This window comes from Siminovitchia fortis (assembly GCF_003605365.2).
GTDB classification, from domain to species: Bacteria; Bacillota; Bacilli; order Bacillales; family Bacillaceae_C; genus Siminovitchia; species Siminovitchia fortis.
The window spans coordinates 146,283-172,293 of record NZ_QYTU02000001.1 but is presented as its reverse complement, the minus strand read 5'-3'; the positions used below and the strand labels follow the sequence as shown (position 1 = coordinate 172,293).

The window sequence follows — 26,011 nt, the reverse complement described above, 5'->3', positions numbered from 1 at the left end:
GATATAATATAAAATGAAAGCGGATACAGAAGGCAGGAGGAGGGTAAAATGAATTTTGACTTAACTTCTGAACAAAGTATGATCAGGCGGACAATCAGGGAATTTGCCCGTGAAGAAGTTGCCCCTGGAGCCATAGAACGGGACAGGAACAGCGAATTTCCGAAGGAAGTATTTAAAAAGCTTGCCGATTTGGGGATGATGGGGCTGCCGTTTCCGGAGGAATACGGGGGTGCGGGAGCGGATACCGTAAGTTTTGCGATTGTAACAGAGGAATTAAGCCGGGTGTGCGCTTCGACCGGCATCACCTATTCTGCCCATATATCGCTTGGAGGCGCTCCTCTTTATATGTTTGGGACAGAGGAGCAGAAGAAAAAATATTTAATCCCCATTTGCAGGGGTGATTCTTTGGGGGCATTTGGATTGACAGAACCGAATGCCGGCTCCGATGCGGGAGGGACACAGACAACAGCGGTTCCAGAAGGAGATCACTATATTATTAACGGGAATAAATGCTTCATTACGAATGCTTCGTACGCCAGGCACGTGGCGCTGACGGCCATTACAGGAAGAAAGAATGGAGAAAAGCAAATAAGTGCAATAATTGTTCCCACCGATGCGGAAGGGTTCACTATTATCAATCAATATGAGAAGATGGGATTGCATGCATCGGACACGACTGAGCTTGTTCTGGAAAATGTGAAAGTCGGCAAAGACCATTTGCTGGGAAAAGAAGGGGAAGGCTTTAAACAGTTTCTTAAAACGCTTGACGGCGGAAGAATCGGAATTGGGGCCATGGCTGTCGGAATAGCCCAAGGGGCCTACGATAAGGCCTTGCAGTATGTAAAAGAACGCAAGCAGTTTGGAAGGACCCTGTCCCAGTTTCAGGCTACACAATTCAAAATAGCGGATATGGCAATGAAAATTGAAGCGGCACGGAATATGGTATACAAAGCAGCGTGGCTGAAGGATCAAGGCAGGCCGTTTGCCAAAGAAGCATCCATGTGCAAGTTATTTGCTTCGGAAGTATGCATGGAGATCACAGATGAAGCAGTCCAGCTTCACGGCGGGTATGGCTATATGCGCGAATACGAAGTGGAGCGGATGATGAGGGATGCAAAATTATTGGAAATCGGAGAAGGCACGTCTGAAGTGCAGCGTATGGTTATTGCCAGAGAAGTAGGGTGTTATTAAGTGAAAAGCGCCATTTATATGTCCAAATATCGAAAAAAGTAAAAACTCGGCTGAAAGACTTTCCCTTCCGCTCATTTTCGAGTAGAATGTAGATGTTTGCATAATTTATATTTATCAACTGTTTATTACATAAGGAGGGTAAGTCATGAAACGCAATCCGCTTGTTCCGTATTATTTAATTATGGTTATAGGCCTTGTACTCGTTTTTTTCCTTGGAATTAAAGGAATTGGAGATGCTAAAGAAATCGCAAAAGAAAAAGAAGGCGGCGATCAAGAGCAAGCCGAAGAATTCGATCCGGAGCAATACGCCCAAGGAACATGTATTTCATGTCACGGGGAAAATTTGGAGGGATCAGGTTCCATTCCAAGCCTTCATGGTACAGGACTATCCAAGGACGAAATAGCTGACATTCTTGCCAACGGTAAAGGCAACATGCCTGCCGGATTGGTGCCTGCTGACAATATAGATCAGATGGCGGAATGGATAGCAAACCTGAAATAACTTATTATAAAGTTCTTTGCTAAAAGGCAAAGAACTTTTTTTATAAAGAGGGTGCAGTATCATATGAACGAGAACCAATTGTCAAAACGCCTTCATTGTGTCGCCTCCTATATAAAAAAAGGAATGAAAATAGCGGATATCGGCTCAGACCATGCCTATTTACCATGCTACTCCGTTAAACAAGGCGCAGCTTCTTTCGCGGTGGCGGGGGAAATTGCGGAAGGCCCATTTCAATCGGCCAAAGAGCAGGTTGAAAAAGTCCGCCTGGGCCATCTGATTGATGTAAGGAAAGGCGACGGTTTGGAAGTGGTGCAGCCGGGAGAAGTGGACTGCATCGTCATAGCAGGCATGGGAGGTCCGTTGATAACCCAGATCTTGGATAAAGACAAAGAAAAGCTGGCTGGCGTTTCAAGGCTTATTCTGCAGCCAAACATTGGAGCCGAACATATCAGGCGCTGGTTATTGCAAAATGAATGGGAACTGATAGACGAACAAATTTTGGAGGAAGACGGAAAAATTTATGAAGTGCTTGCTGCTGAGCGGGGAACTCCATACAAACCGTATAATGAGAGTGAATTGTTTCTGGGGCCTTTTTTGCTTAAAAAGAAGAATGCGGTCTTTGTCAAAAAATGGTCTTCCGAGCTTAAGGGGTGGCAAAACATATTAAACAGCATGGATAAAGCAAAGGATCGGCCGGAGACGGAGGAGAAGAAGCGGGAGTTGTTGAAAAAAATTGCAATTGTTGAGGAGGCATTGAGTTGAAATGAAAAAAGTGAACGGCTTTCAAGTCATTGAAATGTTAGAACAGTTAGCCCCCAAAAAATTTGCAATGGAAGGGGATCCGATCGGTTTGTTGGTCGGCACATTAAACAAAAAAATTTCCACGGTGATGACGGCCCTTGACGTATTGGAAAATGTTGTGGACGAAGCGATTGAAAAGAATGCGGAGCTGATCATTGCCCATCACCCTGTCATTTTTCGCCCATTAAAAAGAATCGCACTAGACGAACCGGGGGCGAAATTGATTGAAAAGCTGATCAAGCATGATATTGCCGTCTATGCAGCACACACTAACCTGGACGTTGCCAAAGGCGGGGTAAATGATATGCTTGCAGAGGCCCTGCAATTGAAAGACACCTCTGTGCTCGTGCCTACATATGAAGAAAAAATGAAAAAGCTTGCCGTCTTTGTCCCGGTAGAGCAGGCCAGCCAAGTTTTGGCAGCGCTTGGAGAAGCCGGGGCCGGCTTTATCGGGGAATACAGCCATTGTTCCTTTTCAACAATGGGTACGGGCAGATTTTTGCCGGGAAGCGAAGCGAACCCTTTTATCGGTGAAAAAGGCAAAATGGAGGAAGTTTCGGAGATTAAGATCGAAACGATTTATCCGGAGTCCATAGAGAGAAAAGTTGTCTCGGCAATGATAAAGGCCCATCCTTACGAGGAGCCGGCATATGATCTTTACCCGCTTAGCCTCAAGGGAGAAGAGCTTGGACTTGGACGAATCGGCGAGCTTGCCGAAGAAATGACGCTCCGAGAGTTTGCCGCCCATGTGAAGGAAGCGCTTGATGTTCATGGCGTCCGGGTGATAGGCGACTTTAAGGCCAAGGTGAAAAAAATCGCTGTGCTCGGAGGGGACGGCAACAAGTATTATCAGCATGCCAAGAGGAAAGGCGCAGATGTTTATGTGACGGGTGACTTTTATTATCATACCGGACACGATGCGATGAATATCGGTTTAAATATCGTGGACCCGGGACATCATGTGGAAAAGGTGATGAAAAAAGGGCTTGCCAATTTGCTTGGACAACGGGCAAAGGAACTGGGGTATGATGTCACTTTCATTCCTTCCGAACCGGATACTGATCCGTTCAAGTTTGTTTAAGAAAAGCCAGGACACCTTATCCGGTGTTCCTGGCCTTTTGATTTTAGTTTATATTCAGTTTCGGTTTTCTTATTTTCGGCAAGATCTTCGTTAACGGTACTTTATTTTCACGGGTCCAAGTCTCAGGATCAAGCGGGTTGAACTGCTCGAGGAAAGCGGTGACTTCCTTGACAATCGGCGTTGGTGTGGATGCTCCGGCTGTTACCGCCACTGTTTCCGCACCTTTCAGCCATTCAATATCTATTTCCGAAACGTCTCCCACTCTATATGCCTTTGTTCCCGCAATCTCCTCTGAGACCTGGGCAAGCCGGTTGGAATTGTTGCTCATCGGGTCTCCAACAACTATCAATACGTCTGCTTCACCGGCCTGTTCTGCCACAGCTTCCTGGCGGACCTGCGTAGCGAGACAGATTTCTTTATGTTTTTCGGCATGCGGGTATTTTTCCTGGACCTTTTCCATAATTTGTGCCACATCCCACTGGCTCATGGTTGTCTGGTTCGTCACAATGATTTTATCATTGTTGATATCGAGTTTTTCGACATCCTCCAATGATTCCACAAGATGCACGATATGAGGAGCGACCCCCACAGCTCCTTCCGGCTCAGGGTGCCCTTTTTTCCCGATGTAAATGATGTCATATCCCTCACGCTCTTTTTCCCTGATCAAGTCGTGAGTTTTGGTGACATCCGGACAGGTTGCATCTATAGTGGTCAATCCTTTTTTCTTCGCCAGTTCCCGTACTTCCGGGGAAACGCCGTGAGCAGTGAAAATGACAGTTCCTTTATCAACTTTCTCCAGTATCGACTTTCTGTCCGGGCCGTCAAGTGTAATGATTCCGTCCTCGGCAAATGCGTCCGTCACATGTTTGTTGTGAACAATCATGCCCAAAATATAGATTGGACGCGGCAGCGTCTTGTCCAAAGCGGCATTACGTGCTATGACCATTGCATCAACTACGCCGTAGCAATATCCGCGGGGTGAGATTTTAATAATTTGCATGTATATCCTCCTGACTATTGCCAGGCAAAAGCCTGAAACATTATGCCTCTAATATCATTATATAGAACTGTTGGCGAAAAAGCCAACAGCCGTTCCAGGTTTGAACGGCTGATCAACACTATATATACAGCTTTGGCACTGATTCTCCTTTTTGGGCTGTGCTCATTTCATTCGAAGATTCCTGTTCGTGTTCCCCCGATTCGATCAAGGGCCTGCTTGAGCTTTCTAATTCTTTCTCCTCTTTTTCATTATCATCGGGACTGTCTTTAAAGCCTTTATACAGTTTCCACATCGCGGGAAGGTTACGGATTAGAGGGCCATATTGCTGAACCATCGGCCCGATTTGCTGGGCAGTCCTTAACACTTGCTGAGTGTTGTTTAAGAATGATTGGATGCCTCCGGGGTTGGTCAGTCCCTGTAAAAAAGAACCTCCGCCTGCTTGGGGAGCCCTTGCAAACATTCCTGCTGCAGATCTTCCCGCTTGTGCAGGAACTTGGCGTTGAAACAAACGGGATAACAAGCCGCCCCGGTCCATGCCTTGAGCAGGCGGCATTCCTGGCGGACCGAATAACCCCCCGCCTCCTTGAGGACCGGGAGGCCTGAACAACCCCGCGCCCCCCTGCGGGCCACGTGGCCCGAACAATCCCATGGGCGGTCTGCCGAAATTACTTGGCTGCACGATAATACCTCCTTTCTTTTTCATCTATTCTGACAGGGTATGCACAAGACCAAATTATGTCCTGTTAGGCAAAATATCCGAAACCGTCGCCATTGTTGTAGTTGGTGTATGAATCAATTATAATAAAAGCTTAGCAGGGGATAGCCCTTATGAGCCTTGCGCCAATCGATGGCACAAGCCTGCAAGGCGCTTGCGCTTTTCTAAAAAAGGAGTGAGCCAATGGCTGTTTACAGTTTTGAAGAATACCGATTCAAGCCATATATTCATAAGGCATTAGGCCAGCTGGGTTTCCGGGAACCTACAATGATTCAAAGAAAAATGATCCCGCTTATTTTAAAAGGGCAGAGCGCCATCGGACAATCACAGACCGGATCAGGGAAAACACATGCGTATCTGCTGCCCATTATTCAAAGGATTGATCCCTTACAGCGCCAAGTTCAAGCAGTGATTTTTGCTCCTACAAGGGAGTTGGCAAGCCAGATTTATCAGGAGGCTTTAAAAATCACTGAAGCCAATGAAGGCGAAGAGATTTCCGTGCGAAAATTTACAGGCGGAACGGACAAACAGCGTACGATCGAAAAGTTGAAACAGCAGCCGCATATCGTGATCGGCACTCCCGGCCGGATCCACGACCTTGTAAGGGAGCAGGCTTTATTTGTCCATAATGCTTCTGTTCTCGTTATTGATGAAGCTGATCTATTGTTTGATATGGGCTTTATTCATGACGTGGACCAAATTGCAGGCAGAATGCCGGAAGACCTTGAAATGTATGTCTTCTCTGCTACAATACCGGAGAAGCTGAAACCTTTTTTGAAAAAATATATGGAGAATCCAATATTTGAGCATGCAACACCAAACCGGCTGGCAGCCGAGCAGATTGAACACGTACTCGTTCCTTTGGGGAGCAGGAATAAAATCGGCCTTCTAGGTCAAATACTTCGATCCATCAATCCCTACCTGGCCATCGTTTTTGTGAATACGAAGCAGATGGCTGACCAGGCAGCCAATCAATTAGCCGGGCAAGGGTTAAAAATCGGAAGAATCCATGGAGGTTTGACTCCGCGTGAACGGAAGCGAATGATGAAACAAGTCCGTGACCTGGAATATCAATACATCATTGCGACTGATCTGGCTGCTAGAGGCATTGACATCCCGGGGGTAAGCCACATTATCAACTATGAGCTTCCGAAAGATTTGGATTTTTATATTCACCGTGCCGGCCGGACTGCGAGAGCTGGCAATCAAGGTGTTTCATATACAATATATGAGCCGTCTGATGAAGATGCGATTGTTCGGCTTGAGAAAATGGGAATTCAATTTGGCCATCAGGATGTGCGTGATGAAGAGTGGGTTGATCTTCCTGACCGAAACCGGCGAAAAAACAGGATGCAGCTGAAAGAAAAAGAAAGCGGCACCTCCAAAATTCATGTACGGAAGCCGAAAAAGGTGAAACCGGGATACAAAAAGAAAATGGCCGCCGAAATTGAAAAATTAAAAAGAAGAGAACGCCGTCTTCAAAGAAATAAAAAGAAATAATGGCCGATCAATGGAGAGGATGAGGAAGGTTGTTAAAAATAGGATCTCATGTATCGATGAACGGAAAGAAAATGCTTCTTGGATCAAGTGAGGAGGCAGTCTCATATGGTGCCAATGCCATGATGATTTATACAGGGGCACCTCAAAATACGAGAAGGAAGAAGATTGAGGAGCTGAACATCGATGCCGGTACACTGCATATGAAGGAAAACGGCATCGATGATCTGATTGTGCATGCTCCCTATATCATAAATATTGGCAATACGGTCAATCCCGCTACTTTCGAGCTTGGGGTCAATTTCCTTCGGTCGGAAATCGAAAGGACGGCTGCGTTAGGTGCCAAACAAATTGTCCTTCACCCCGGTGCCCACGTAGGTGAAGGAGCCGACAAAGGAATTAACAAAATCATTGAAGGGCTTAATGAAGTATTGACAACAGACCAAGATGTGCAAATAGCCCTTGAAACAATGGCCGGCAAAGGCTCGGAGTGCGGCCGTTCGTTTGAAGAGCTGGCACAGATTATTGACGGTGTGACACATAACGAAAAGCTGTCAGTATGCTTTGATACATGTCACACCCATGATGCAGGCTATGATATTGAGAATGACTTTGATGGTGTTTTGGAAGAGTTTGACCGCTTGATAGGCATTGACAGAATCAAGGTCGTTCACGTAAATGACAGCAAGAATGAGCGCGGTGCCCGGAAAGACCGTCACGAAAATATCGGATTTGGGCATATCGGTTTTGATGCCCTGGACTATATTATCCATCACCCGCAGCTTTTGGAAGTACCAAAAATATTGGAAACTCCTTATGTAGGAGCAGATAAGAAAAATAAAAAGGCACCTTATAAACATGAAATCGACATGATCAAAGGCCGGAAATTTGATGGAGATCTACTGGATAAAATTACCGGAGAATTGACTGTAAAGTAATGGACAAGCCTGCAAAAGCGGGCTTTTTTCCCTTTCCTGGAGACTATTTGGTGAATTGGATAAATAAATGATTGATTTCCTTGGCTGTTTTCGGTCCTGTAATTTTTGCGATTTCCCGGATAATCTTTGACCGCACATTATCATCAAACAAATCGAAATTTTTTCCACGCAAATAAGCTGCAATTTTTTCAGCCTGGCGCGCTGTCAGTTGAATGTTAAATTCACCGGCATATTTCATCAAATCCTTCCCTGTAATCATATTCATTTTATAATTCACCATATTTTTGATCATTTTCACTTTAAAAACCTCCTTTACCAATACTTATGTGGGATGTCTGTCTGCTGTGCCTTGAAAAAAGGTTTCAGCCATTTACAAAAATGAAAAGTTCCTGTATACTTTTTATTTGTAAATAGGAATGATTCCTATTGGTAAAGGAATGGATAATCAATGATTAGTGAAAAAGTCATAGAAATAAAAAACATCAGTTTTCAGTACGATCGGGAAATTGTGCTGAATCAAATACATTTAACTGTCCCAAAAGGGTCCTTTTTGGGCATAGTTGGCCCGAATGGCTCCGGAAAATCAACACTTCTGAAGCTCATACTCGGCTTATTGCGCCCTGACGAGGGAGAGATTTTATTATTCGGTGAAAAGCAATCGAAATTCAGGCAATGGGAACGCATAGGCTTTGTTTCTCAAAAAGCGAATTCCTTCAATACCGGCTTTCCGGCAACTGTGTTTGAAGTTGTAGCCAGCGGGTTGACAGGCAAACTCGGCTTGTTCCGATTCCTTCGTCCCAAACACAAAAGGGAAATTATTCAGGCAATCGAACAGGTCGGGATGAAAGAATTTATGTATAGGAAAATTGGCGAGCTTTCCGGGGGGCAGCAGCAGCGTGTTTTTATCGCCAGGGCAATCGTTTCCCGCCCTGAAATCCTTATACTTGATGAACCGACTGTAGGCGTGGATGCAAAGAATGTCCAATCTTTTTACAAAATCCTTAAATCTTTGAAGGAACAACGCGGAATCACCCTACTGATGGTTTCCCATGATATCGATGCATTGTTAAGCGAGGCCGATCATGTCGTCTACTTAAACAAGCGGGTACAGTTTTACGGAGATACAGATGAATATAAAAGTATAAGAGGCGAAAGGTTTTCCCTGGTTGACCAGCACGGTTCTTAGATTAATAAAGGTGGATGTTGATTTTGATTGCAGCGATATATGAATATGAATTTTTGCAAAATACTTTTATTACCGGGCTTTTGATCGGATTGATTGCACCATTGCTCGGGACATTTTTGGTCGTGCGAAGGCTTTCCCTTATCGCCGATGCCTTGAGCCATGTCACGCTGTCCGGAATTGCAGCAAGCCTTTATCTCAGTAAAACGACTGCTTTGTTCGCAGGATTCAATCCGCTTTTTTTCGGCATGGGATTTTCCGTAATCGGCTCGATATTGATTGAACGTCTCCGGACTGTCTATTCGCATTACCAGGAGCTGGCCATCCCGATCATCCTGTCGGGTGGTATTGGGGTCGGAGTCATTTTTATTTCCCTTGCTGATGGATTTAACACGGAATTGCTGAACTATTTATTCGGGAGCGTCAGCGCGGTGTCCAGGACGGATTTATGGGTCATTGCCGCTATAAGCATTTTTGTAATGAGCATTGTGATTTTTCTTTACAAGGAATTATTTTTGCTGTCTTTCGATGAAGAACATGCCAAGGCTTCCGGTATTCCATCCAAAGTGATCCATTTTATTTTTATTATCATGATTGCACTTGTCATTGCCGCTTCCATGCGCATTGTCGGGATATTGCTTGTTTCGGCATTGATGACTTTGCCGGTTGCTGCCGGGATGAGGGTCGCAGGAGGTTTTAAAAAGACCATCTTTATTTCGATCCTGTTTGGTGAAACGGCCGTAATCGGGGGACTGGTCAGCGCCTATTACCTTGACCTTGCGCCCGGAGGAACGATTGTTGTCATTTCTATCGCCATATTGCTTGCAGCTATTCTTTATAAGCGCATCTATCATAAAGTACAGCTGAAATTTCATTGAGGTGATATCATGCATATTGCTGAAGCCATCCAAATGGTAAAAGACAGCGGGTATAAATTGACGGATAAAAGGGAGCAGATGCTTGGCATATTTGCCGGCAATAATAAATATTTGACTGCAAAAGAAATTTTGGAATTGATGCAGGGGATTTATCCGAGGGTAAGTTTTGATACAATTTACCGTAATTTGTCCCTGTTTTTGGAACTCGGCATCCTTGAAGCAACAGAGCTTGCAGGAGAGAAGCACTTCCGCTATACGTGCGGGAAAGGCGAGGGGCATCACCATCATTTCATTTGTTTGAAATGCGGGCGCTCCAAAACGATTGATGCATGCCCGATGGCTTATGTTACAGAAGATCTGCAGGGGTATGATATAGCGGATCATAAATTTGAAATATACGGCAAATGTCCAAAATGCAAAAAAGAAGCCGCAAGTTAGGCTTCTTTTCTGATTTTGTTTCCAAACACATTCTCAACCCATTTCTCAGCTTCGTGCCAATTGTGGACCCTGATGACATCTTTAGGGGCGGGTTTCCGGTTATATGGGGTATCGAATAAAATGACGGGAATACTGAGCTCTTCTGAAATAGCGACGGCATTATCATGCTTATCCTCAAAAAATAGTTCAACGCCATGCTTCTTTGCAGTGGAGACCTTATCATGTGTTCCAATCAATTCTATATGGTCGAATTTTAGTTCATGCTGCCGGAACCAGGATTCAGTAACATCATACAGTGCATTTCCTCTTGCGCTGATAAAATACAGCTCGTGCTCGTTACTCCATTTTTGAAGAACCCGCCTTGCACCGGCTGCAATCGGAGATTCCGCATATATTTTAGGTTCAGTACTCATAAACCATTGATATAATGCCTCTTCAGGAATATCCAGGCATTTATTGAGTTCGTATTCTGTCAGGTCATCCAATGTAATGTTCAGGTTAAATGATTCATTTATGAATGGTACTAGCGACGTAGGGCATGTTACTGTCCCGTCAATATCAATGCCGAACCTTCTATGCATACAAAATGACTCCTTTACTGTTTTGTAAAAAAAACTGTTACAATATATTGTAACATACATTCCTCATTCTATAAGAGCATGCAAAAAGCACGGTCTTTTTGACCGCGCTTTTGCATTAAACTTTTTGCTTCTCGGCTTCTTTTCTTTCTTCCTCTTGCTTTTTAAAGTATTCTTCAGCCATTATATCGATTTCTTTTTTGAGTTCTTCAACCATTGTTTCTTCAGGAACTTTGCGGACAGTTTTCCCTTTTTTGAAGAGGAGCCCTTCACCGCGTGCTCCCGCAATTCCGATATCGGCTTCGCGCGCTTCCCCGGGTCCGTTAACGGCACAGCCAAGGACTGATATTTTCAGCGGCGCTTTGATTTTTTGGATATATTCTTCCACTTCGTTCGCGATGCTGATCAAGTCAATTTCAATCCGTCCGCATGTCGGGCAGGAGACGAGTGTTGCGGCATTGGAAATGAGGCCGAAATCCTTCAGCAGTTCCCTTGCCACTTTGACTTCTTCAACAGGGTCGGCACTTAATGAAATTCTCATCGTATTGCCAATGCCTCTGCTTAGAATGGCACCAAGGCCGGCAGCGCTTTTTACTGTTCCTGCAAATAATGTTCCGCTTTCCGTAATCCCCAGATGGAGCGGATAGTCGAAAGCCATGGCTGCTTTTTCATATGCTTCGATAGCCAAATTCACATCGGAAGCCTTTAAAGAAACGATAATATCGTGAAAATCGAGTTCTTCAAGTATTTTAATATGATGCAGTGCACTTTCCACCATACCGTCGGCTGTAGGGTAGCCGTATTTATTTAAAATATGCCTTTCCAAGCTTCCGGCATTGACGCCAATCCGGATTGGTATCCCTTTTTCTTTCGCCGCTTTTACAACAGCTTCAACTTTTTCCCTTTTTCCGATGTTGCCAGGATTGATCCGGATTTTATCAGCACCGCCTTCGATCGCTTTTAATGCAAGGCGGTAATCGAAATGAATATCGACAACCAATGGAATATTGATTCTTTTCTTGATTTCAGAAATAGCATTTGCCGCTCTTTCGTCAGGGCAGGCCACCCGTACGATTTGGCATCCCGCTTCTTCAAGTCGCGCAATTTCTTTTACTGTCGCGTCCACATCATGTGTCTTTGATGTTGTCATGCTTTGGATGATGACTTCATTGCTGCCGCCAATCGTCAAGTTTCCCACTTTTACGGGGCGTGTTTTGGAACGATGTATGATTGTACCCAAAGGTCATTCTCTCCTTTATAAAATATAGAGGCACCTGCCTCTATTTTTAAATCAATACAGGTATCTCACCCTGTTTATTGTATCAATCTTTGCTTAGTATTGACAATAGATTGGCTGTATTTTAGCCACCCTGCCGGCTATAGACAGGAAATTTATATTTCTTATTGGTTTGTATTTCATCAGGCTTCACGCCATTATTCAATTCCTGAAAGTCTTTAATCAGCTGATCGATCGGGACAGGAAGGGGGCCATCATGAATTGATTCCGCTATTGAAATGACTGTATCGCCGGACTCCGCCTTTTTTTCTTTATAGGGCATTGTATTGATCTGTTCCGGGCCGGTGGAACCGTTCATTTCAGATGCTGCAGTGGCAGCTTGGTCAATTGGTAATGTCCCAATTTTTAAATCGTAATAAATGCTGTACATAAAAACGGCGACTGTAATAATTGCTGCGACCTTTTTCAAAATAGATCCCGCCTCTTTATTAAGATGTCCCATATATATGAGACCGAGACGGGCTTTATTCATTGGTCAGTTCTTTTTTTGGGCTTTGGAATAGCTTGAATGGCGGCCAACATAATTCCAGCAACAATTACCAGAGCCAACAGGAAGAAATAAGTCTCCTCAAATTTAAAGAGATGAAGCAAGCTAAAGATGACTATCGGAAGCGTGGCGCTGCATGCTGTCAGTCTCCAGCTCTGCCGATAGGGAAGCTTTCTTCCCAGCCGCTTTGCAATCGGCTCGCCAATACCGGCCAAAATGGTGATGGCCAAAAAAAGAAGGCCGGCATTGAAAATGTATGTGGTAATGACAATAACGATGGTCACCAGGCCTTTTGATCCGGCATCTGAAACAGTTTCTCCATAGTCACTCATTAAATCCTGCCGGAAGATCATATTGTAGAAACCGCCCAGCGATAAGAAGAGTGCTAGAATAAATACATGCTGGATTGACTTGCCGATTGTCAAAAACCTGTATTTAGCAATTTCTTTTGGTGAATACAAGCTTTTGAAAAAAATAGACATGAGTGAAACTTTTCTCAAAACTTTCACGTCCTTCATTGCGTATACTATTTATTTTCGTTCTTCCATTGAATGGATTCAAGCTTTTGAGGAAAGTTTGACAAAAAAGTCGAAAATAGGTTTATATAACACCTTCTTAGCGTATAAAACATTATGTACACGAAAAAAGGGGATACGGATATATGGATATACTTTATTGGTCGATTATTTCTATCGCGATCGTTTTGGCTTTTGTTGGACTTGTCTACCCGGTTATTCCCAGCGTTCTCCTGTTATTGGGCGCATTTCTTTTGTACGGGGTCTTTTATTCTTTCTCGCCGCTGAACTTTCTTTTCTGGACTGTTCAAATTTTGCTTGTAGCCCTGATTTTCATTGCGGATTATCTGGCAAATCTCCTCGGAGTAAAAAAGTTTGGCGGTTCAAAGGCAGGGGTATGGGGAAGTACTATCGGCCTTCTCTTGGGACCGTTTGTTATTCCGGTTGCCGGCATTTTGATTGGCCCATTCATCGGGGCAGTGGCAGGGGAAATATTGGTTAACCGCACGAAATTCCGGCCCGCAGTCAACATTGGCGTAGGGTCTGTACTTGGGTTCATCGGAAGTGTCATAACGAAAGCGGTCATTCAGCTTTTTATGGTTGGATATTTCCTTTTCCTGGTGTTAAAATAGGCAAGCATAAAATTTGAATGCGATATCAATATTTGATAATCTAATGGTGGAATACGATTGAATCGTTCAATGATTCAAAAAAATTACATAGGAGGAGATTTAATCATGGCATACGAATTACCACAGTTACCATACGCTTACGATGCGTTGGAGCCACACATCGATAAGGAAACGATGAATATTCACCACACAAAGCACCACAACACATACGTTACAAACCTGAATAAAGCTGTAGAAGGCAGCGAATTGGCCAATAAGCCTGTTGAAGAATTGATTGCTGACCTTGATTCTGTTCCAGAGTCAATCAGAACAGCGGTACGCAACAATGGAGGCGGCCACGCGAACCACTCTTTATTCTGGAAACTGCTTTCCCCGCAAGGCGGAGGGGAGCCAAGCGGAGACTTGAAAGATGCCATTGAAAGCAAATTCGGCAGCTTCGATAAATTCAAAGAAGAATTTGAAGCAGCAGGTGCAGGCCGTTTCGGTTCTGGATGGGCTTGGCTGATCGTCAATAACGGCGAATTGGAAATCACAAGCACACCTAACCAGGACAGCCCGATCATGGAAGGCAAAAAGCCTATTTTGGGCCTTGATGTTTGGGAGCATGCTTACTATCTTAAATATCAAAACCGCCGTCCTGATTACATGAAAGCATTCTGGAATGTAGTCAACTGGAACGAAGTGCAAAAGCTTTATAACGAAGCTAAATAATTGCTGCGATGATGAAAACGAATCGCCCGCATGAAGCGGGTGATTCGTTTTTTTATTCAAAATTCGGGGAGCGAGCCTTCTCCAGCGATTTTCTTGTGCTTGTCGCCTAAAGCTGCGCGCCTTTCGCTTTTCCTGTTGTCCAGCTCCAGGCGCCATCGGCTCGAGGTCATGAGCCAATCGCTGATGAAGGCAAACTCCGCCTTCTTCAGCGCTCGTCTTATGCTTGTCGCCGCTAAGCAGGCGCCTTCCGCTTTTCCTAGTATAAAACATTTCCTTTCACAAAAAATAGTTTGTGTAAAGGAGTTCTGTCATGGTAAAAAAATTATTGGGAAAAGTGGAAGTGGAAAAGGACCTGGCGTTGCTCCTCCTTATTGGCGGCCTTTATTCGCTGAGCATTGCCTTGTCCAACACGTTTGTAAATATTTATTTATGGAAACAGTCGGGGAAATTTATGGATTTGGCCCTTTACAACTTAGCGATTGTTTTTTTTCAGCCATTAACATTCATATTGGCAGGCAGATGGGCGAAAAAAATTGACAGAGTGATTGTGCTGCGAATTGGCGTTGCATTTTTGGCGCTCTTTTTTTTGGTTGTATTATTTTTGGGAGAAAAAGCGCAGGCTCATCTGATTATTTTGGGGAGTCTGCTCGGAATAGGCTATGGTTTTTATTGGCTTGCATTCAATGTGCTCACATTCGAAATTACTGAACCGGAAACGCGTGATTTTTTCAATGGCTTTCTTGGAACGCTCACATCAGCCGGAGGGGTGATCGGCCCCATATCTGCCGGCTTCCTGATTACCAGGTTCGCCTCCAACATTGGCTACACCATCATCTTCGCCATTTCCCTGATATTGTTTGCCATGGCGGTCATCATCAGTTTCTTCATTAAAAGAAGACCGGCAAACGGGGTTTACTGTTTCGGAAGAGTTGTAAAAGAAAGGAAAAACAATCAAAACTGGAAATATATTACGAATGCACATTTTTTACAGGGATTCAGGGATGGGACGTTCATTTTTATCATATCTGTATTTGTTTTTATTTCCACAGGAAGTGAGCTTGCGCTAGGTACGTTTGGTTTGATCAACTCAGGGATTTCGTTTATCGCCTATTGGCATGCGGGACGTTTGATAAAAAAAGACAGAAGAAAAAAAGCCATGCTTTTGGGGGGGCTCCTTCTGTATTTGTCTCTTTTCCTGATCGTTTTTGAAATGACCTATCCGCGTTTGCTTATCTATGCGGGTGCCATAGCGATCGCTTATCCGATTATGCTCGTTCCATACTTTTCCATGACGTATGATGTCATTGGTAAAAGCTGGAAAGCGGCTGAAATGAGGATTGAGTATATCGTAGTGAAAGAATTATTCTTAAATTCGGGCCGGGTCGTTTCAATATTGTCTTTCATTGCGGCCATCCTGTTTTTCGATGAACAAAAAAGCATTCCCATACTATTGCTGATCATTGGTACCGGACACGGATTGGCGGCTTTGCTGCTTCAAAAAGTGAAAGTCACCCTTTCTCCATAAAATACACCATCTTTTTTCCAAACATTGTAGAAAATAAAAGTTTTTTCTTTTACAATATAAGATACGGATAAGGGAGAAAGGGCTGGAGAAATTGAATAACAATAAGGAAAAGAAGAAGAAAAACCATGTTCCCTTCAGAATGAACATGCTGTTTTTTATTGTCTTTTTGTTATTTTCGCTGTTGATTCTCCGTCTCGGAGTAATTCAGATTGTATACGGTGAAGATGCGAAACGGGAAGTTGAGAGGACGGAGGACATTACCGTCAACAAATCAGTGCCAAGGGGTAAAATTTATGACCGGAAACACAGGCTTGTAGTGGATAACGAGCCGAAAAAGGCAATAACATATACCGTTCCGAATCAATTTGACCAAAAGGAAACACTGAAAACAGCCAAGGAATTGGCCAAGCTGATTCATAAAGATACAGACAAAATCACGGAAAGGGACAAGATCGACTACTGGCTTATGACCCACCCGGACGAAGCTGCCAAAAAGGTCAGCAAGGCTGAACTTGAGAAATACAAAGATAAAAATGATGAATTATATAAGCTTCAACGGGATCGGGTGACAAAAGAAGAAATTGCCAGCCTCACAAAAGAAGACCTTGAAGTACTGGCAATATATCGAGAGTTTACAGGTGGATATGCCCTTACCCAGCAAATTGTTAAAAATGAAGATGTTTCAACAGAGGAATACGCCCAGGTAAGTGAAAGGCTTGCAGAACTTCCGGGTGTTGACACAACGACTGACTGGGAACGGAAATATACCTATGACGATACATTGAGATCGATCTTAGGCAATGTAAGCAACGGCCTGCCGAGTGAAAAAATGGATTATTACATGTCACGGGGCTACAGCAGGAATGACAGGGTAGGAAAAAGTTATATCGAACTTCAATATGAGGATGTACTTCGCGGCCAAAAAGAAAAAGTCAAAAACATTACCCGTTCGGGCTCTGTCATTGAATCAAAAGTCCTCCATGAAGGGCAGCGCGGGAAAGATCTCGTTTTGACTGTTGATATGGAGCTTCAGCGCGAAGTAGACAAAATTATTGAGGAAGAACTGCGCAAAACGAAAATGCGGGGAGGGACGGGCCTCCTTGACCGGGCCTTTGTCACATTGATGGACCCGTATACGGGCGAAATACTCGCGATGTCCGGAAAGCAATATGCTTATGATGAAGAAGAGGGAAGGTACAAGTTCAGCGATTTCGCTTCTGGGAACTTTACCACGTCATACGTAGTGGGATCGTCAGTCAAGGGGGCAACAGTTCTCACAGGGTATATGACTGGAGTAAACACCCCTGGAAAAACTATATTGGATGAACCCATTATCATTAAAGGGTCAAAACCTAAAAGTTCCCATTTTAATCGAGGTGGATATATTTATCTCAATGATCATACTGCTTTAGTCCGTTCTTCAAACGTGTATATGTATAAGACGGCTATTGCCATTGGTGACGGCCAGTACAGAAGAGGGCAATCACTGATCATCGATAAAGAAAAAGCATTTCGGGAAATGCGGGAACATTTCAGCCAGTTTGGCCTTGGAATCCGTACCGGATTAGATCTGCCTGGAGAACAGATTGGCTTTCGGGGTTCTGTCGAAGAGGCCCATGGAGGTAACGTCCTCGACTTTGCCATCGGCCAGTATGATTCCTATACACCGCTTCAACTGGCCCAATATGTATCGACTATCGCCAACGGCGGGTATCGGATGCAGCCGCATATCGTGAAGGAAATCAGGGAACCTTCGGACGGAAAAGAAGAGTTGGGACCGCTCGCCCAGGAAGTGCAGCCGAAAGTATTGAATCGGATTAACGCACAGGATTCCTGGATTCAAAGAGTGCAGGGTGCGTTCTGGGGTGTTTTCCATGAAGCGAACGGGACAGGACGGGCCTTTGCAAGCGAACCGTATCGCCCGGCCGGAAAAACGGGAACGGCAGAAACCGTGGACAGAGGAACCGGCGTCTGGAACCTTTCACTTATAGCTTTTGCTCCATATGAAAACCCCGAGGTGGCAATGTCCATCGTTGTACCTTCTGCTTACGTAAAAGGCGGTTCTCCGAACAATATCAATACTGATATCGGAAAACGGGTGTTAAAAGCCTATTTTGACTTAAAAAATAAAAAAGATGGCGCAGCTTCAGAAGAAACAAATGAAGATGCAGAAGAATAAAGATAAAGCAGGCTCTTTGGAGCCTGCTTTACTCTTTCTCAGGAAGATTTCCTGTGATTGTTTCGGCAATTTCCTGCAGCCCCATTTCGCTTGTAAGCTCATAATCGCCGATTTGAATGGATTGCTGCCATTTCTTTTTGGCCAGATAATCATTGAATTCATTCGCATCTTCAATGATTTCGGCCTTTTCCATCTGCCTGCCCACTTCTTTTGAAGTCATGCCATCGTTAATATTTAAATGCATGACTTTTACAACAGAATTGTCCGGCTTTGCCGCTTTTTCCTTTTTCAGGTCTTCATATTTTTGTTTCCATTCCTTGGCATCCTGCTCAAGGCGACTGTAATCTTCCTGTTTTACCTCGACATAGCCTTCCTTAGGAGGAGCTGCCGCTTCACTCTTCGGGTCAAGGCTTTTGATTCCGAAAAGAATAACTGCAATCACAAGCAATACGGAAGCCACCTGTCTTGTAACACGCCTGTCCATCATATCGTCCTCCCGGAGGCAGACCTGCTGGAATCGATGATTTTTCGGACAGTTTCCGGGGGAAGGGAAGACTGCTTGGAGATCCGCTGCAAATCAATCCCCTGCTGATGCAATGCCAGCACCTGGTTTTTTAAGACTTCGTGGACAACCGGGCTGTCCTTTTCCAATTGGTTATGTGATGGGTGGACGATATGCTTTTCGAGAAGCAGCTCCTCCTCAAGCAGCCCGACCCTTTTTTTCAGATTATGGGAGTCCTGTAAAAGGGTCATGGATAATTCTTCAAGCTCCGCCTCCAGCTCGCTTGTCTTATCTTTCTGAAAAAAGGAAATGATGAAAAGCAGCAAAGATGATGATAATAAAATGATAATGGCTATATTCATAGTTCACCTCGGAAAAAGTTTACATTTCCTTTATAACACAAAGGGGATATTTCAGCCATGCCCGGGGATTCGTTTTCGTGTATTTACTGTTACAAATTTCAAGTTTGCCAATACATTTTTGGCAAATACAGACTGGCATTTCATTTAAAATAATGATATTATATAAAAGTCCTAAGAATAGTGAGAATGCCATGAAGTTTGGAGGGATAGACATGCGTGTAAATATTACATTGGCTTGCACTGAGTGCAATGATCGCAATTATATTTCAACAAAAAACAAACGTAATAATGCTGACCGCCTTGAGCTTAAAAAATACTGCCCAAGAGAAAAAAGGGTTACACTGCATCGTGAAACAAAATAATGACAAAAAGAGCCAGGACACTGAACAAACGGTGGAACTGGCTTTTTTATATAAAAATTTCCGAGGTGCAATGAAGTGGATAAACAATCGTTCAGGAAGAATATGAGCAGCCAGCTGCAGGCAATGGACCGGATGACATATGAACAGTTCTCTTTTATGATAGGTACTTCATTTATCGAAACAGATGTGTGGAAAAACAGCCGGACGATCGGTTTAACAGTTTCGCGTTTTCCGGAAGTTGATACGTGGCAGCTGATCCGCAAAGGCTGGGAACAGGGGAAAAGGATTGTAGTCCCAAAGTGCATACCGGCTACGAAAGGAATGTCCTTCCGGAAAATATCCGCATTTACACAATTGGAAAATTCGTTTTTCGGCTTGTTTGAGCCAATTGAGTCCCAGACGGAAGAAGTTCCAAAAAGTGAGATTGACTTATTGGTCGTACCAGGACTTGTTTACAGCAGGAACGGCTATCGCATCGGCTTTGGCGGCGGATATTACGACCGTTTCCTGGAAGGCTTCCGGGGGAGGACTGTTTCACTTGCTTTTTGCAGACAATTGAACGGAAATATCCCAGTTGAAGAACACGACATTCCAGTAGATAAAATCGTCACTGAAAAAGGCCTGATTGACTGCAAAAGTAACTAAGCGGAATGCATAAAGCCTCCTCACTTTCGAACAATAAGGGAAGGAGGAGTTGCGAAATGAAAAAATTCATCTCAACCGTTATACTGCCGCTTGCTGCGATGACCATGCTTTACAAGTGGAGGTATAAACTTTTAAACATGATTCTTGGTAACGATACGATCAGGAGGATGAGCGTCAGGGCTGCCATGGGTATCCCGGGTGTGCGCTTCCGCCTGATCAGCAGGGCGTTCAGGAGCTGAAAAGACCTCAGGTGAGGTCTTTTTTCTTTACCTTCTACTGATTCCTTTACATTTCCTTTTGCGTTTCGCTATAGTAGAATCACAGCAATATAGCGATATGTGCGAGAAAAGCAGGGAAGGGGAAAAATTTTGACGGAACGTGAGCGGTATTTATTCTGGAAGCTGGTCAATTATTTTATAATAGATCTCGATTACAGGCTTGTTCACATTGATAGAGAGGAAAATGAAATCTGGCTGGAGACCGTCCGCCATAAAAAAGTCGATGTTGTCAGGATTTTGGCGGAGGACACTGACTGGGCCAACTGGTTGAAACGGGATATAATTCAAACGGGCCTGAAGGCGGAAGGGATCCGGAAACAACTGATGAAAAGGGATTTCAATGTACTGAATATTTATGTGTCAGGGCATGCACCGGTTGACGATTATGAATTTGTCATTCAGCAACCCCATGACGTCGAAAACGGCAAAACACATATCCGGACTTTGTTGATGGCAGAAGAGACATTGGATGAATCGCTTGTCCAAATCAACGAAACCTTTGACAGTCCTTTTCAAATCCAGGCAAGTGAATTTTATGATCTATCTCTTACAGATGAATTAAGGCAATCGGCCATTCAAAAAGCTAAAAACCGGGAACGGGAGGAAAGGGAGCTTTTTGAGCATGGGAAACCTTTTTTCACCTATTTGTTCATAGCAGTGCAAGTTTTGATGTTTCTTATTGTGGAAATCAATGGAGGCAGCACAAATGTAGAAACCCTTATTCAATATGGTGCGAAATTTAATCCGCTCATATTGGCGGGTGAGTGGTGGAGATTTTTTACACCGATCTTTTTACATATCGGATTATTGCACCTGCTGATGAATACACTGGCATTGTATTATTTGGGAACAGCCGTTGAAAGGATTTTTGGGCGCTTCCGCTTTTTATGGATATACTTATTCTCCGGTTTTGCAGGTTCGGTTGCGAGCTTCGTATTCACGAGTAACCTGTCCGCCGGGGCAAGCGGGGCCATTTTCGGTTGTTTTGGAGCTCTCCTATATATGGGTGTGATCAATACAAAGCTTTTCTTCAGGACAATCGGCATGAATGTCATCGTTGTGATTATCATCAACCTGATCTTCGGCTTCACCGTTCCCGGCATTGACAATGCCGGCCACATCGGCGGGCTGATCGGGGGCTTTCTTGCTACCGGCATTGTCCATTTCCCCGGGAAAAGAAAATGGGGCCTGCAATCCATCTTCCTGCTTGCTGCTGCGGCTGCAGTTTATTTCATGTTACATTTGGGTTATCACAATGACCGTCCTGATGCTGTAAATGCCAGGGCCCAGGATCAAATTGAAAGCGGTGAGTATGAAGCGGCGTATGATACACTTTCAAAGTTTATATCCGAAGGCAAAGGGGATGCCGTCAGTTATTTTCAACTGGCCTATGCCGAAATCCAACTTCAAAAATATGACGATGCCAGAAAGCATTTGGAAAAAGCGGTTGAATTGGAGCCCGGCTTTCATGAAGCGCATTTCAATTTGGCATTGATTTATTTTGAACAAGGGGATACGAAAAAAGCAAAAGAGCATGCTTCAAAGGCAGAAAAAATATCAGATCAGGAAAAATACCGGGATTTTTTAAAGAAGATAGAATAATTGTATAAAGGTGATGAAATGGACTCGGTCTACGATGTACAGCAATTGTTAAAAAAGTTCGGCACTTATGTTTATATCGGGGACAGGCTGGCTGATCTGGAGATGATGGAAGCGGAAATCAGGGAATTATTCGCTGAACACTTGATTTCGCAGGAAGACTTCCAACAGTCCGTTCTGCTGCTTAGAAAGGAAAAGAACCAAATACACAGAAGACCGGAAGAATGAATGGGCAACTTTTTACTAAAATGTCACCTCAATCGGAAAAATGAACGAAGCTTTTTTGAGGTTTATTACGTCTAAAGTAAGGGTATAGTGCATACGCTGACTCTATGTATGGATGCTCTGTCCGAACGGCAGCAAGTTGATTTTTTACAAGAAACATATTATGATATTTCTTAGCGCTATCATGGTATTTCAATAAATTGGTAAATTAAGCACCATATAGCAAGCGGGAGGTAGGGCATTGAAGAGATTCAAGATTGAAAAAATTTCTCTACCGGTTTTAGCGGCTGTCATGCTTTGGATCAAGACATACGTCGTTTATAAAACAAGCTTCAACATTAAAATCGAAAATGTCATGCAGGAACTCATTCTGTTCATTAATCCTTTGAGCTTTTTGCTGTTCGCGTTCGGGATCGCGCTCTTCTTTAATTCGGAGAAAAATAGAAATCGCTATGTGATCATCACGAGCTTCATAATGGGGTTCATCCTTTATGCAAATGTGGTGTTTTACCGTTTCTTTACCGACTTTATTACATTGCCGGTACTATTCCAGACAAGCAACTTTGCCGATCTCGGAGATAGTGCATTAACGGAAATACATTGGTACGATATCGTTTACTTCATAGATATCATCCTATTGTTTTTGTTTATCAAATATAAACGGAAATACAAGGAATTTGTACCTGTAAAGAAAGTGAAACGCCGTGCGTATTTCCTTGTTGCAGCAGCTTTGCTTTTTCTGAATATCGGACTGGCAGAAACGGAACGTCCCCAGCTTCTGACAAGGACATTTGACAGGGAAATGCTTGTGAAAAACCTCGGCACATATAATTATCATTTATATGATATTTTTCTCCAGTCTAAATCATCCGCACAGCGGGCAATGGCTGACGGCAGTGAACTGGTCGACATTGATAACTATGTAAGGGCCAACTATGTAAAGCCTGATAAAGATATGTTCGGAATTGCGGAAGACAGGAACTTAATTGTTGTCACGCTTGAGTCGCTGCAAAATTTTGTCATTAATAACGACGTGTACGGTGAGGAAATAACTCCGTTTTTGAATGATTTTATCAACGACAGTTATTACTTCGATCAATTCTATCATCAGACCGGGCAAGGAAAAACTTCGGATTCGGAGTTTCTGATTGAAAACTCCTTATATCCGCTAAGCCGCGGGGCAGTTTTCTTTACACACTCGGGAAACGAGATGGATTCCCTCGCAAAGAACTTGGGAGACAGAGGGTACTTTACGTCTGCCATGCATGCCAATAATAAAAGTTTCTGGAACCGGGATATTATGTACAAAGCCATCGGGTACGATCATTTTTATTCCGCGTCGGACTACAATATCACCCCTGACATTTCGGTTGGATGGGGAATGAAAGATATACCATTCTTTGAACAGTCAGTGGACCTGATGAAAGAAATGCCGGAACCTTTTTATACGAAAATGATCACATTGACAAATCATCATCCATTCAGATTGGATGATGAAGACAAGTTCATTGATGAATATGATTCAAAAAGCGGCACCTTGAATCGATACTTCCAGACTGTCAGATATATGGATGAAGCGGTCAAACAGTTCATCCAAAAGCTGAAAGACGAAGGGTTGTATGACAATTCCATCATCGTCATGTATGGCGATCATTACGGAATCTCGGAAAATCATAATGAAGCGATGGCACAGTATTTGGGCAAAGAGGTGACTCCTTTCGTCAGTGCCCAGCTCCAGCAGGTGCCGTTGATCATCCATATTCCGGGCGTGACCGATCAGGGGAAAGGGAAAGTGATATCAAAGGTAGGCGGCCAAATTGACCTTAAGCCGACGATATTACACTTGCTTGGAATGGATACGAAAAAATCCATCCAATTCGGTGAAGACCTGTTCTCTGATGATCATCGGGATTTTGCAGTTTTCCGTGATGGCCGTTTTGTTACAAAAGATTATGTATACGCCGATAATACGTGCTATTCAAAAGAGACAGAAGAGCCAACAGAAGCCTCTTTCTGTGAACAGTATAAAGAAAAGGCAAGATTGGAGCTCGGATATTCGGATAAAATCATATACGGTGATTTGCTGAGATTTTATGAGTCATCCGATTACAGAAGCGACAATATGGATTAAAGAAAAGCTCCCATTCGGGAGCTTTGTTATATAGATTTAGATGAGGAAAGCAGGAACCGTACGGTTCCTGCTTTTTGGGCAAGTTATTCCGGAAAACCTGATTTGATGAAAGTCATGACTGAGAAGAAGCCAAACACTGCCACAGTACCGAATGAAAAAATCAATCCCAATACGTTTCTGTTTTTTAATGCGCCGATTAAAGCGAAAATGCCAAGAATGGCAACTAAGCCAAATATGATTGCTGTTCCCATTTATAAAATCTCCCTTCCGATATATTAAGGAATAAAAAGACTATGTATGAAAATATACGGCTCTTCCATATTTTATAGTTTTTTTGCCTGTTTGTCGAGTTTCAAAAGTGACACTTCTTTGACTTATAATATAGCTTACCCTTATTTGACTCTTTTACCCATTTTCCATAGCTCACTTCTATATTTTAATGGTAAACTTAATTAGAAATGAAGTGAAAGGAGCATGCAAATGAAGTGGAAACAAATACCCCTCGGACCGCTGCAGACAAATTGCTACCTGCTTTTTGACGAAGAAAAACAGTGTATCGTCATTGACCCGGGTGCCAATGGCGAAGGTTTGATCGAATACATTGAACAGGAAGGACTTAAACCTTTGGCGATATGTCTCACTCATGCGCATTTTGACCATATTGGGGCAGTGGAAGATGTACGGAACCATTGGAATATTCCCGTATACATACATGAAAATGAAAAAGAGTGGCTGCTGGATCCTTCTCTGAACGGCTCCGCTCGTCACCCGATGCAGCCGATCGCAGGAAAGCCTGCAGATCACTTTATTCAGGAGGAAGGCACTTTATCCATCGGGCCGTTTACAATGCAAATACTGGAAACCCCCGGGCATTCACCGGGAAGCGTTTCCTACTATTTAAAAGATATAGAAACTGTATTTTCAGGGGATGCCCTTTTTAACGGAGGAATCGGAAGAACAGATTTGCTTGGCGGTGACCACGCCACACTGATCGACAGCATCCATAGTAAACTGCTGACATTGCCGGACCACACAATCGTCCTTCCGGGGCACGGGCTCTCAACTACTATTGAGGATGAGAGAACAAGCAATCCTTATCTATAAAAACAAAGAAAGCTTCCGGATTTTTACGGAAGCTTTCTTTGTTCTTGTTTAGGAAATTATAAAACGCTTAAGTTGTCGATAACTCATTATCTTTTTGTGCTACGTCCGGCTCCAGCGCCTAGCGACTAGCAGACTTCACGCTTCTTCCTACGATAAGTCAACATCGCTCCGCTGTGCTGCGCGTGTTTCCTTTATCTCGTCAGAAGCGCTCCAGTCTGTACGTCGCTAAACAGGCGCTTGCGCCTTTGTTCTTACGACAGTCCGCCGCCAGGCGGCATGAGGAACAGGGTATAGTATGTAAAACCAGCAAAGAATACAGTGAGGTATGCACCAAACACATACATATACATACGTTCTGTCAGGTTCAAGTAGCCAAGCAAAACAAAGAATCCTGTTTGGCCAAGAAAGAGTAAAGCGGTTTTATCCATTCCACCAAGGTAAAACATAACAGTAAAAATTCCAGTCCAAAAACCTAGTACTCTGTACATGCGATCCATAAAGAATCCCTCCTTTGCAGCATGTATTCCATCAAGTTCTTATTATAATGGAAAAACAGTAAAAATGTAAATATATTCGCGGTCCCGATTGTGTCCAATGCGTGATAAAACGAAAGGGTTATTTCATATATTACCCCATTTTCCTTCGTTTAAAAAAT

At 43.6% G+C, this 26,011-nt stretch carries 31 protein-coding genes; 20 read left to right on the top strand and 11 right to left on the bottom strand.

What is annotated here, in order from left to right:
• The first annotated feature begins 48 nt into the window (after nt 1-48).
• The 4 genes from D4N35_RS00960 (at nt 49) to D4N35_RS00945 (ending at nt 3,575) form a co-directional block, all read left to right on the top strand.
• A complete protein-coding gene (locus D4N35_RS00960; protein WP_120068540.1) occupies nt 49-1,191 on the top strand; it encodes an acyl-CoA dehydrogenase in 1,143 nt (380 codons plus the stop codon).
• Between the two features lie 145 nt (nt 1,192-1,336).
• On the top strand, nt 1,337-1,693 hold the full coding sequence (cccA, locus tag D4N35_RS00955) for a cytochrome c550 (protein WP_120068537.1): 357 nt from the start codon (nt 1,337-1,339) through the stop codon (nt 1,691-1,693).
• 63 nt (nt 1,694-1,756) lie between these two features.
• Nucleotides 1,757-2,455, top strand: a complete 699-nt coding sequence (locus D4N35_RS00950) for a tRNA (adenine(22)-N(1))-methyltransferase (RefSeq protein WP_120068535.1) — start codon at nt 1,757-1,759, stop codon at nt 2,453-2,455.
• A gap of 1 nt (nt 2,456) precedes the next feature.
• Nucleotides 2,457-3,575 (top strand): Nif3-like dinuclear metal center hexameric protein, encoded by a 1,119-nt coding sequence (locus D4N35_RS00945; RefSeq protein WP_120068532.1) that lies wholly within the window; start codon nt 2,457-2,459, stop codon nt 3,573-3,575.
• 43 nt (nt 3,576-3,618) lie between these two features.
• Here the strand turns inward: D4N35_RS00945 and D4N35_RS00940 are convergent, their stop codons facing one another.
• Nucleotides 3,619-4,575, bottom strand: coding sequence for a 4-hydroxy-3-methylbut-2-enyl diphosphate reductase (locus D4N35_RS00940; protein ID WP_120068530.1), 957 nt, complete (start codon nt 4,573-4,575; stop codon nt 3,619-3,621).
• Between the two features lie 118 nt (nt 4,576-4,693).
• Nucleotides 4,694-5,254: a VrrA/YqfQ family protein gene (vrrA, locus tag D4N35_RS00935; protein ID WP_390614502.1), complete on the bottom strand. Its 561-nt coding sequence runs from the start codon at nt 5,252-5,254 to the stop codon at nt 4,694-4,696.
• A 219-nt stretch (nt 5,255-5,473) separates the two neighbouring features.
• Between vrrA and D4N35_RS00930 the strand changes: the two genes are divergently transcribed.
• A complete protein-coding gene (locus D4N35_RS00930; RefSeq protein WP_120068527.1) occupies nt 5,474-6,790 on the top strand; it encodes a DEAD/DEAH box helicase in 1,317 nt (438 codons plus the stop codon).
• A 29-nt stretch (nt 6,791-6,819) separates the two neighbouring features.
• Nucleotides 6,820-7,725 (top strand): deoxyribonuclease IV, encoded by a 906-nt coding sequence (locus D4N35_RS00925; protein ID WP_120068525.1) that lies wholly within the window; start codon nt 6,820-6,822, stop codon nt 7,723-7,725.
• A 43-nt stretch (nt 7,726-7,768) separates the two neighbouring features.
• On the opposite strand, the gene D4N35_RS00920 is transcribed toward D4N35_RS00925, so the two are convergent.
• On the bottom strand, nt 7,769-8,017 hold the full coding sequence (locus D4N35_RS00920; protein WP_430722760.1) for a DUF2624 domain-containing protein: 249 nt from the start codon (nt 8,015-8,017) through the stop codon (nt 7,769-7,771).
• Between the two features lie 156 nt (nt 8,018-8,173).
• Here D4N35_RS00920 and D4N35_RS00915 point away from each other — a divergent pair, with 156 nt between their 5' ends.
• From D4N35_RS00915 to D4N35_RS00905, 3 genes are read left to right on the top strand one after another with little or no spacing between them, the layout of a single operon-like run.
• A complete protein-coding gene (locus D4N35_RS00915; RefSeq protein WP_120068519.1) occupies nt 8,174-8,911 on the top strand; it encodes a metal ABC transporter ATP-binding protein in 738 nt (245 codons plus the stop codon).
• Between the two features lie 23 nt (nt 8,912-8,934).
• Nucleotides 8,935-9,786, top strand: a complete 852-nt coding sequence (locus tag D4N35_RS00910; protein WP_120068975.1) for a metal ABC transporter permease — start codon at nt 8,935-8,937, stop codon at nt 9,784-9,786.
• Nucleotides 9,787-9,795: 9 nt separating this feature from the next.
• Nucleotides 9,796-10,224 carry a Fur family transcriptional regulator gene (locus tag D4N35_RS00905; protein ID WP_120068517.1) on the top strand — a complete coding sequence of 143 codons (429 nt, stop codon included), beginning with the start codon at nt 9,796-9,798 and terminating at the stop codon, nt 10,222-10,224.
• Here the strand turns inward: D4N35_RS00905 and D4N35_RS00900 are convergent.
• From D4N35_RS00900 to D4N35_RS00885, 4 genes are all read right to left on the bottom strand, one after another.
• Nucleotides 10,221-10,805, bottom strand: a complete 585-nt coding sequence (locus tag D4N35_RS00900) for a 5' nucleotidase, NT5C type (protein WP_120068514.1) — start codon at nt 10,803-10,805, stop codon at nt 10,221-10,223. The two genes, D4N35_RS00905 and D4N35_RS00900, sit on opposite strands and share 4 nt — an antisense overlap.
• Before the next feature lie 115 nt (nt 10,806-10,920).
• On the bottom strand, nt 10,921-12,033 hold the full coding sequence (gene ispG / locus D4N35_RS00895; RefSeq protein WP_208646256.1) for a flavodoxin-dependent (E)-4-hydroxy-3-methylbut-2-enyl-diphosphate synthase: 1,113 nt from the start codon (nt 12,031-12,033) through the stop codon (nt 10,921-10,923).
• Between the two features lie 130 nt (nt 12,034-12,163).
• Entirely contained in the window at nt 12,164-12,508 is a 345-nt protein-coding gene (gene yqfZ, locus D4N35_RS00890; RefSeq protein WP_128205389.1) for a protein YqfZ, read from the bottom strand.
• Nucleotides 12,509-12,567: 59 nt separating this feature from the next.
• Nucleotides 12,568-13,086, bottom strand: a complete 519-nt coding sequence (locus tag D4N35_RS00885) for a DUF1189 family protein (protein ID WP_164876245.1) — start codon at nt 13,084-13,086, stop codon at nt 12,568-12,570.
• A 161-nt stretch (nt 13,087-13,247) separates the two neighbouring features.
• On the opposite strand from D4N35_RS00885, the gene D4N35_RS00880 reads away from it, so the two are divergent.
• From D4N35_RS00880 to D4N35_RS00865, 4 genes are all read left to right on the top strand, one after another.
• Complete coding sequence (locus tag D4N35_RS00880) at nt 13,248-13,733, top strand: DUF456 domain-containing protein (RefSeq protein ID WP_120068503.1); 486 nt, start codon at nt 13,248-13,250, stop codon at nt 13,731-13,733.
• Nucleotides 13,734-13,838: 105 nt separating this feature from the next.
• Entirely contained in the window at nt 13,839-14,444 is a 606-nt protein-coding gene (gene sodA / locus D4N35_RS00875) for a superoxide dismutase SodA (RefSeq protein ID WP_120068500.1), read from the top strand.
• A 310-nt stretch (nt 14,445-14,754) separates the two neighbouring features.
• Nucleotides 14,755-15,969 (top strand): MFS transporter, encoded by a 1,215-nt coding sequence (locus tag D4N35_RS00870; protein WP_120068498.1) that lies wholly within the window; start codon nt 14,755-14,757, stop codon nt 15,967-15,969.
• Nucleotides 15,970-16,108: 139 nt separating this feature from the next.
• Complete coding sequence (locus D4N35_RS00865) at nt 16,109-18,148, top strand: peptidoglycan D,D-transpeptidase FtsI family protein (protein ID WP_235870253.1); 2,040 nt, start codon at nt 16,109-16,111, stop codon at nt 18,146-18,148.
• Nucleotides 18,149-18,176: 28 nt separating this feature from the next.
• Here the strand turns inward: D4N35_RS00865 and D4N35_RS00860 are convergent, their stop codons facing one another.
• Entirely contained in the window at nt 18,177-18,635 is a 459-nt protein-coding gene (locus tag D4N35_RS00860) for an endolytic transglycosylase MltG (RefSeq protein ID WP_120068493.1), read from the bottom strand.
• Entirely contained in the window at nt 18,632-19,012 is a 381-nt protein-coding gene (locus D4N35_RS00855) for a hypothetical protein (protein WP_120068490.1), read from the bottom strand. The genes D4N35_RS00860 and D4N35_RS00855 overlap by 4 nt, the downstream gene beginning before the upstream one ends.
• Nucleotides 19,013-19,224: 212 nt before the next feature.
• On the opposite strand from D4N35_RS00855, the gene rpmG reads away from it, so the two are divergent.
• The 6 genes from rpmG to D4N35_RS00825 all read left to right on the top strand — a co-directional run bounded on the left by rpmG (nt 19,225) and on the right by D4N35_RS00825 (nt 24,252).
• Nucleotides 19,225-19,374, top strand: a complete 150-nt coding sequence (gene rpmG, locus D4N35_RS00850) for a 50S ribosomal protein L33 (protein ID WP_018705928.1) — start codon at nt 19,225-19,227, stop codon at nt 19,372-19,374.
• 75 nt (nt 19,375-19,449) lie between these two features.
• Nucleotides 19,450-20,019 (top strand): 5-formyltetrahydrofolate cyclo-ligase, encoded by a 570-nt coding sequence (locus D4N35_RS00845; protein WP_186306427.1) that lies wholly within the window; start codon nt 19,450-19,452, stop codon nt 20,017-20,019.
• 56 nt (nt 20,020-20,075) lie between these two features.
• Nucleotides 20,076-20,258 (top strand): protein YqgO, encoded by a 183-nt coding sequence (yqgO, locus tag D4N35_RS00840; RefSeq protein ID WP_120068484.1) that lies wholly within the window; start codon nt 20,076-20,078, stop codon nt 20,256-20,258.
• Nucleotides 20,259-20,387: 129 nt separating this feature from the next.
• Nucleotides 20,388-21,899 carry a rhomboid family protein gene (locus D4N35_RS00835; RefSeq protein ID WP_120068482.1) on the top strand — a complete coding sequence of 504 codons (1,512 nt, stop codon included), beginning with the start codon at nt 20,388-20,390 and terminating at the stop codon, nt 21,897-21,899.
• 18 nt (nt 21,900-21,917) lie between these two features.
• On the top strand, nt 21,918-22,124 hold the full coding sequence (locus D4N35_RS00830; RefSeq protein WP_120068971.1) for a YqgQ family protein: 207 nt from the start codon (nt 21,918-21,920) through the stop codon (nt 22,122-22,124).
• Nucleotides 22,125-22,362: 238 nt separating this feature from the next.
• Nucleotides 22,363-24,252 (top strand): LTA synthase family protein, encoded by a 1,890-nt coding sequence (locus tag D4N35_RS00825; protein WP_208646252.1) that lies wholly within the window; start codon nt 22,363-22,365, stop codon nt 24,250-24,252.
• A gap of 83 nt (nt 24,253-24,335) precedes the next feature.
• Here the strand turns inward: D4N35_RS00825 and D4N35_RS00820 are convergent, their stop codons facing one another.
• On the bottom strand, nt 24,336-24,503 hold the full coding sequence (locus D4N35_RS00820; RefSeq protein WP_120068479.1) for a DUF2759 domain-containing protein: 168 nt from the start codon (nt 24,501-24,503) through the stop codon (nt 24,336-24,338).
• 229 nt (nt 24,504-24,732) lie between these two features.
• On the opposite strand from D4N35_RS00820, the gene D4N35_RS00815 reads away from it, so the two are divergent.
• Entirely contained in the window at nt 24,733-25,356 is a 624-nt protein-coding gene (locus tag D4N35_RS00815; RefSeq protein ID WP_120068475.1) for an MBL fold metallo-hydrolase, read from the top strand.
• A gap of 251 nt (nt 25,357-25,607) precedes the next feature.
• On the opposite strand, the gene D4N35_RS00810 is transcribed toward D4N35_RS00815, so the two are convergent.
• Nucleotides 25,608-25,853, bottom strand: a complete 246-nt coding sequence (locus D4N35_RS00810) for a DUF2626 domain-containing protein (RefSeq protein WP_120068472.1) — start codon at nt 25,851-25,853, stop codon at nt 25,608-25,610.
• Nucleotides 25,854-26,011 lie beyond the last annotated feature (158 nt).

Bases quoted from the DNA above. Each gene is read 5' to 3' on its own strand.
- D4N35_RS00960 (WP_120068540.1), top strand. From the start codon at position 49: ATGAATTTTGACTTAACTTCTGAACAAAGTATGATCAGGCGGACAATC.
- cccA (WP_120068537.1), top strand. From the start codon at position 1,337: ATGAAACGCAATCCGCTTGTTCCGTATTATTTAATTATGGTTATAGGC.
- D4N35_RS00950 (WP_120068535.1), top strand. From the start codon at position 1,757: ATGAACGAGAACCAATTGTCAAAACGCCTTCATTGTGTCGCCTCCTAT.
- D4N35_RS00945 (WP_120068532.1), top strand. From the start codon at position 2,457: ATGAAAAAAGTGAACGGCTTTCAAGTCATTGAAATGTTAGAACAGTTA.
- D4N35_RS00940 (WP_120068530.1), bottom strand. From the start codon at position 4,575: ATGCAAATTATTAAAATCTCACCCCGCGGATATTGCTACGGCGTAGTT.
- D4N35_RS00930 (WP_120068527.1), top strand. From the start codon at position 5,474: ATGGCTGTTTACAGTTTTGAAGAATACCGATTCAAGCCATATATTCAT.
- D4N35_RS00920 (WP_430722760.1), bottom strand. From the start codon at position 8,017: ATGATCAAAAATATGGTGAATTATAAAATGAATATGATTACAGGGAAG.
- D4N35_RS00915 (WP_120068519.1), top strand. From the start codon at position 8,174: ATGATTAGTGAAAAAGTCATAGAAATAAAAAACATCAGTTTTCAGTAC.
- D4N35_RS00905 (WP_120068517.1), top strand. From the start codon at position 9,796: ATGCATATTGCTGAAGCCATCCAAATGGTAAAAGACAGCGGGTATAAA.
- D4N35_RS00900 (WP_120068514.1), bottom strand. From the start codon at position 10,805: ATGCATAGAAGGTTCGGCATTGATATTGACGGGACAGTAACATGCCCT.
- D4N35_RS00880 (WP_120068503.1), top strand. From the start codon at position 13,248: ATGGATATACTTTATTGGTCGATTATTTCTATCGCGATCGTTTTGGCT.
- sodA (WP_120068500.1), top strand. From the start codon at position 13,839: ATGGCATACGAATTACCACAGTTACCATACGCTTACGATGCGTTGGAG.
- D4N35_RS00870 (WP_120068498.1), top strand. From the start codon at position 14,755: ATGGTAAAAAAATTATTGGGAAAAGTGGAAGTGGAAAAGGACCTGGCG.
- D4N35_RS00865 (WP_235870253.1), top strand. From the start codon at position 16,109: ATGAACATGCTGTTTTTTATTGTCTTTTTGTTATTTTCGCTGTTGATT.
- D4N35_RS00860 (WP_120068493.1), bottom strand. From the start codon at position 18,635: ATGATGGACAGGCGTGTTACAAGACAGGTGGCTTCCGTATTGCTTGTG.
- D4N35_RS00855 (WP_120068490.1), bottom strand. From the start codon at position 19,012: ATGAATATAGCCATTATCATTTTATTATCATCATCTTTGCTGCTTTTC.
- rpmG (WP_018705928.1), top strand. From the start codon at position 19,225: ATGCGTGTAAATATTACATTGGCTTGCACTGAGTGCAATGATCGCAAT.
- yqgO (WP_120068484.1), top strand. From the start codon at position 20,076: ATGAAAAAATTCATCTCAACCGTTATACTGCCGCTTGCTGCGATGACC.
- D4N35_RS00830 (WP_120068971.1), top strand. From the start codon at position 21,918: ATGGACTCGGTCTACGATGTACAGCAATTGTTAAAAAAGTTCGGCACT.
- D4N35_RS00820 (WP_120068479.1), bottom strand. From the start codon at position 24,503: ATGGGAACAGCAATCATATTTGGCTTAGTTGCCATTCTTGGCATTTTC.
- D4N35_RS00815 (WP_120068475.1), top strand. From the start codon at position 24,733: ATGAAGTGGAAACAAATACCCCTCGGACCGCTGCAGACAAATTGCTAC.
- D4N35_RS00810 (WP_120068472.1), bottom strand. From the start codon at position 25,853: ATGGATCGCATGTACAGAGTACTAGGTTTTTGGACTGGAATTTTTACT.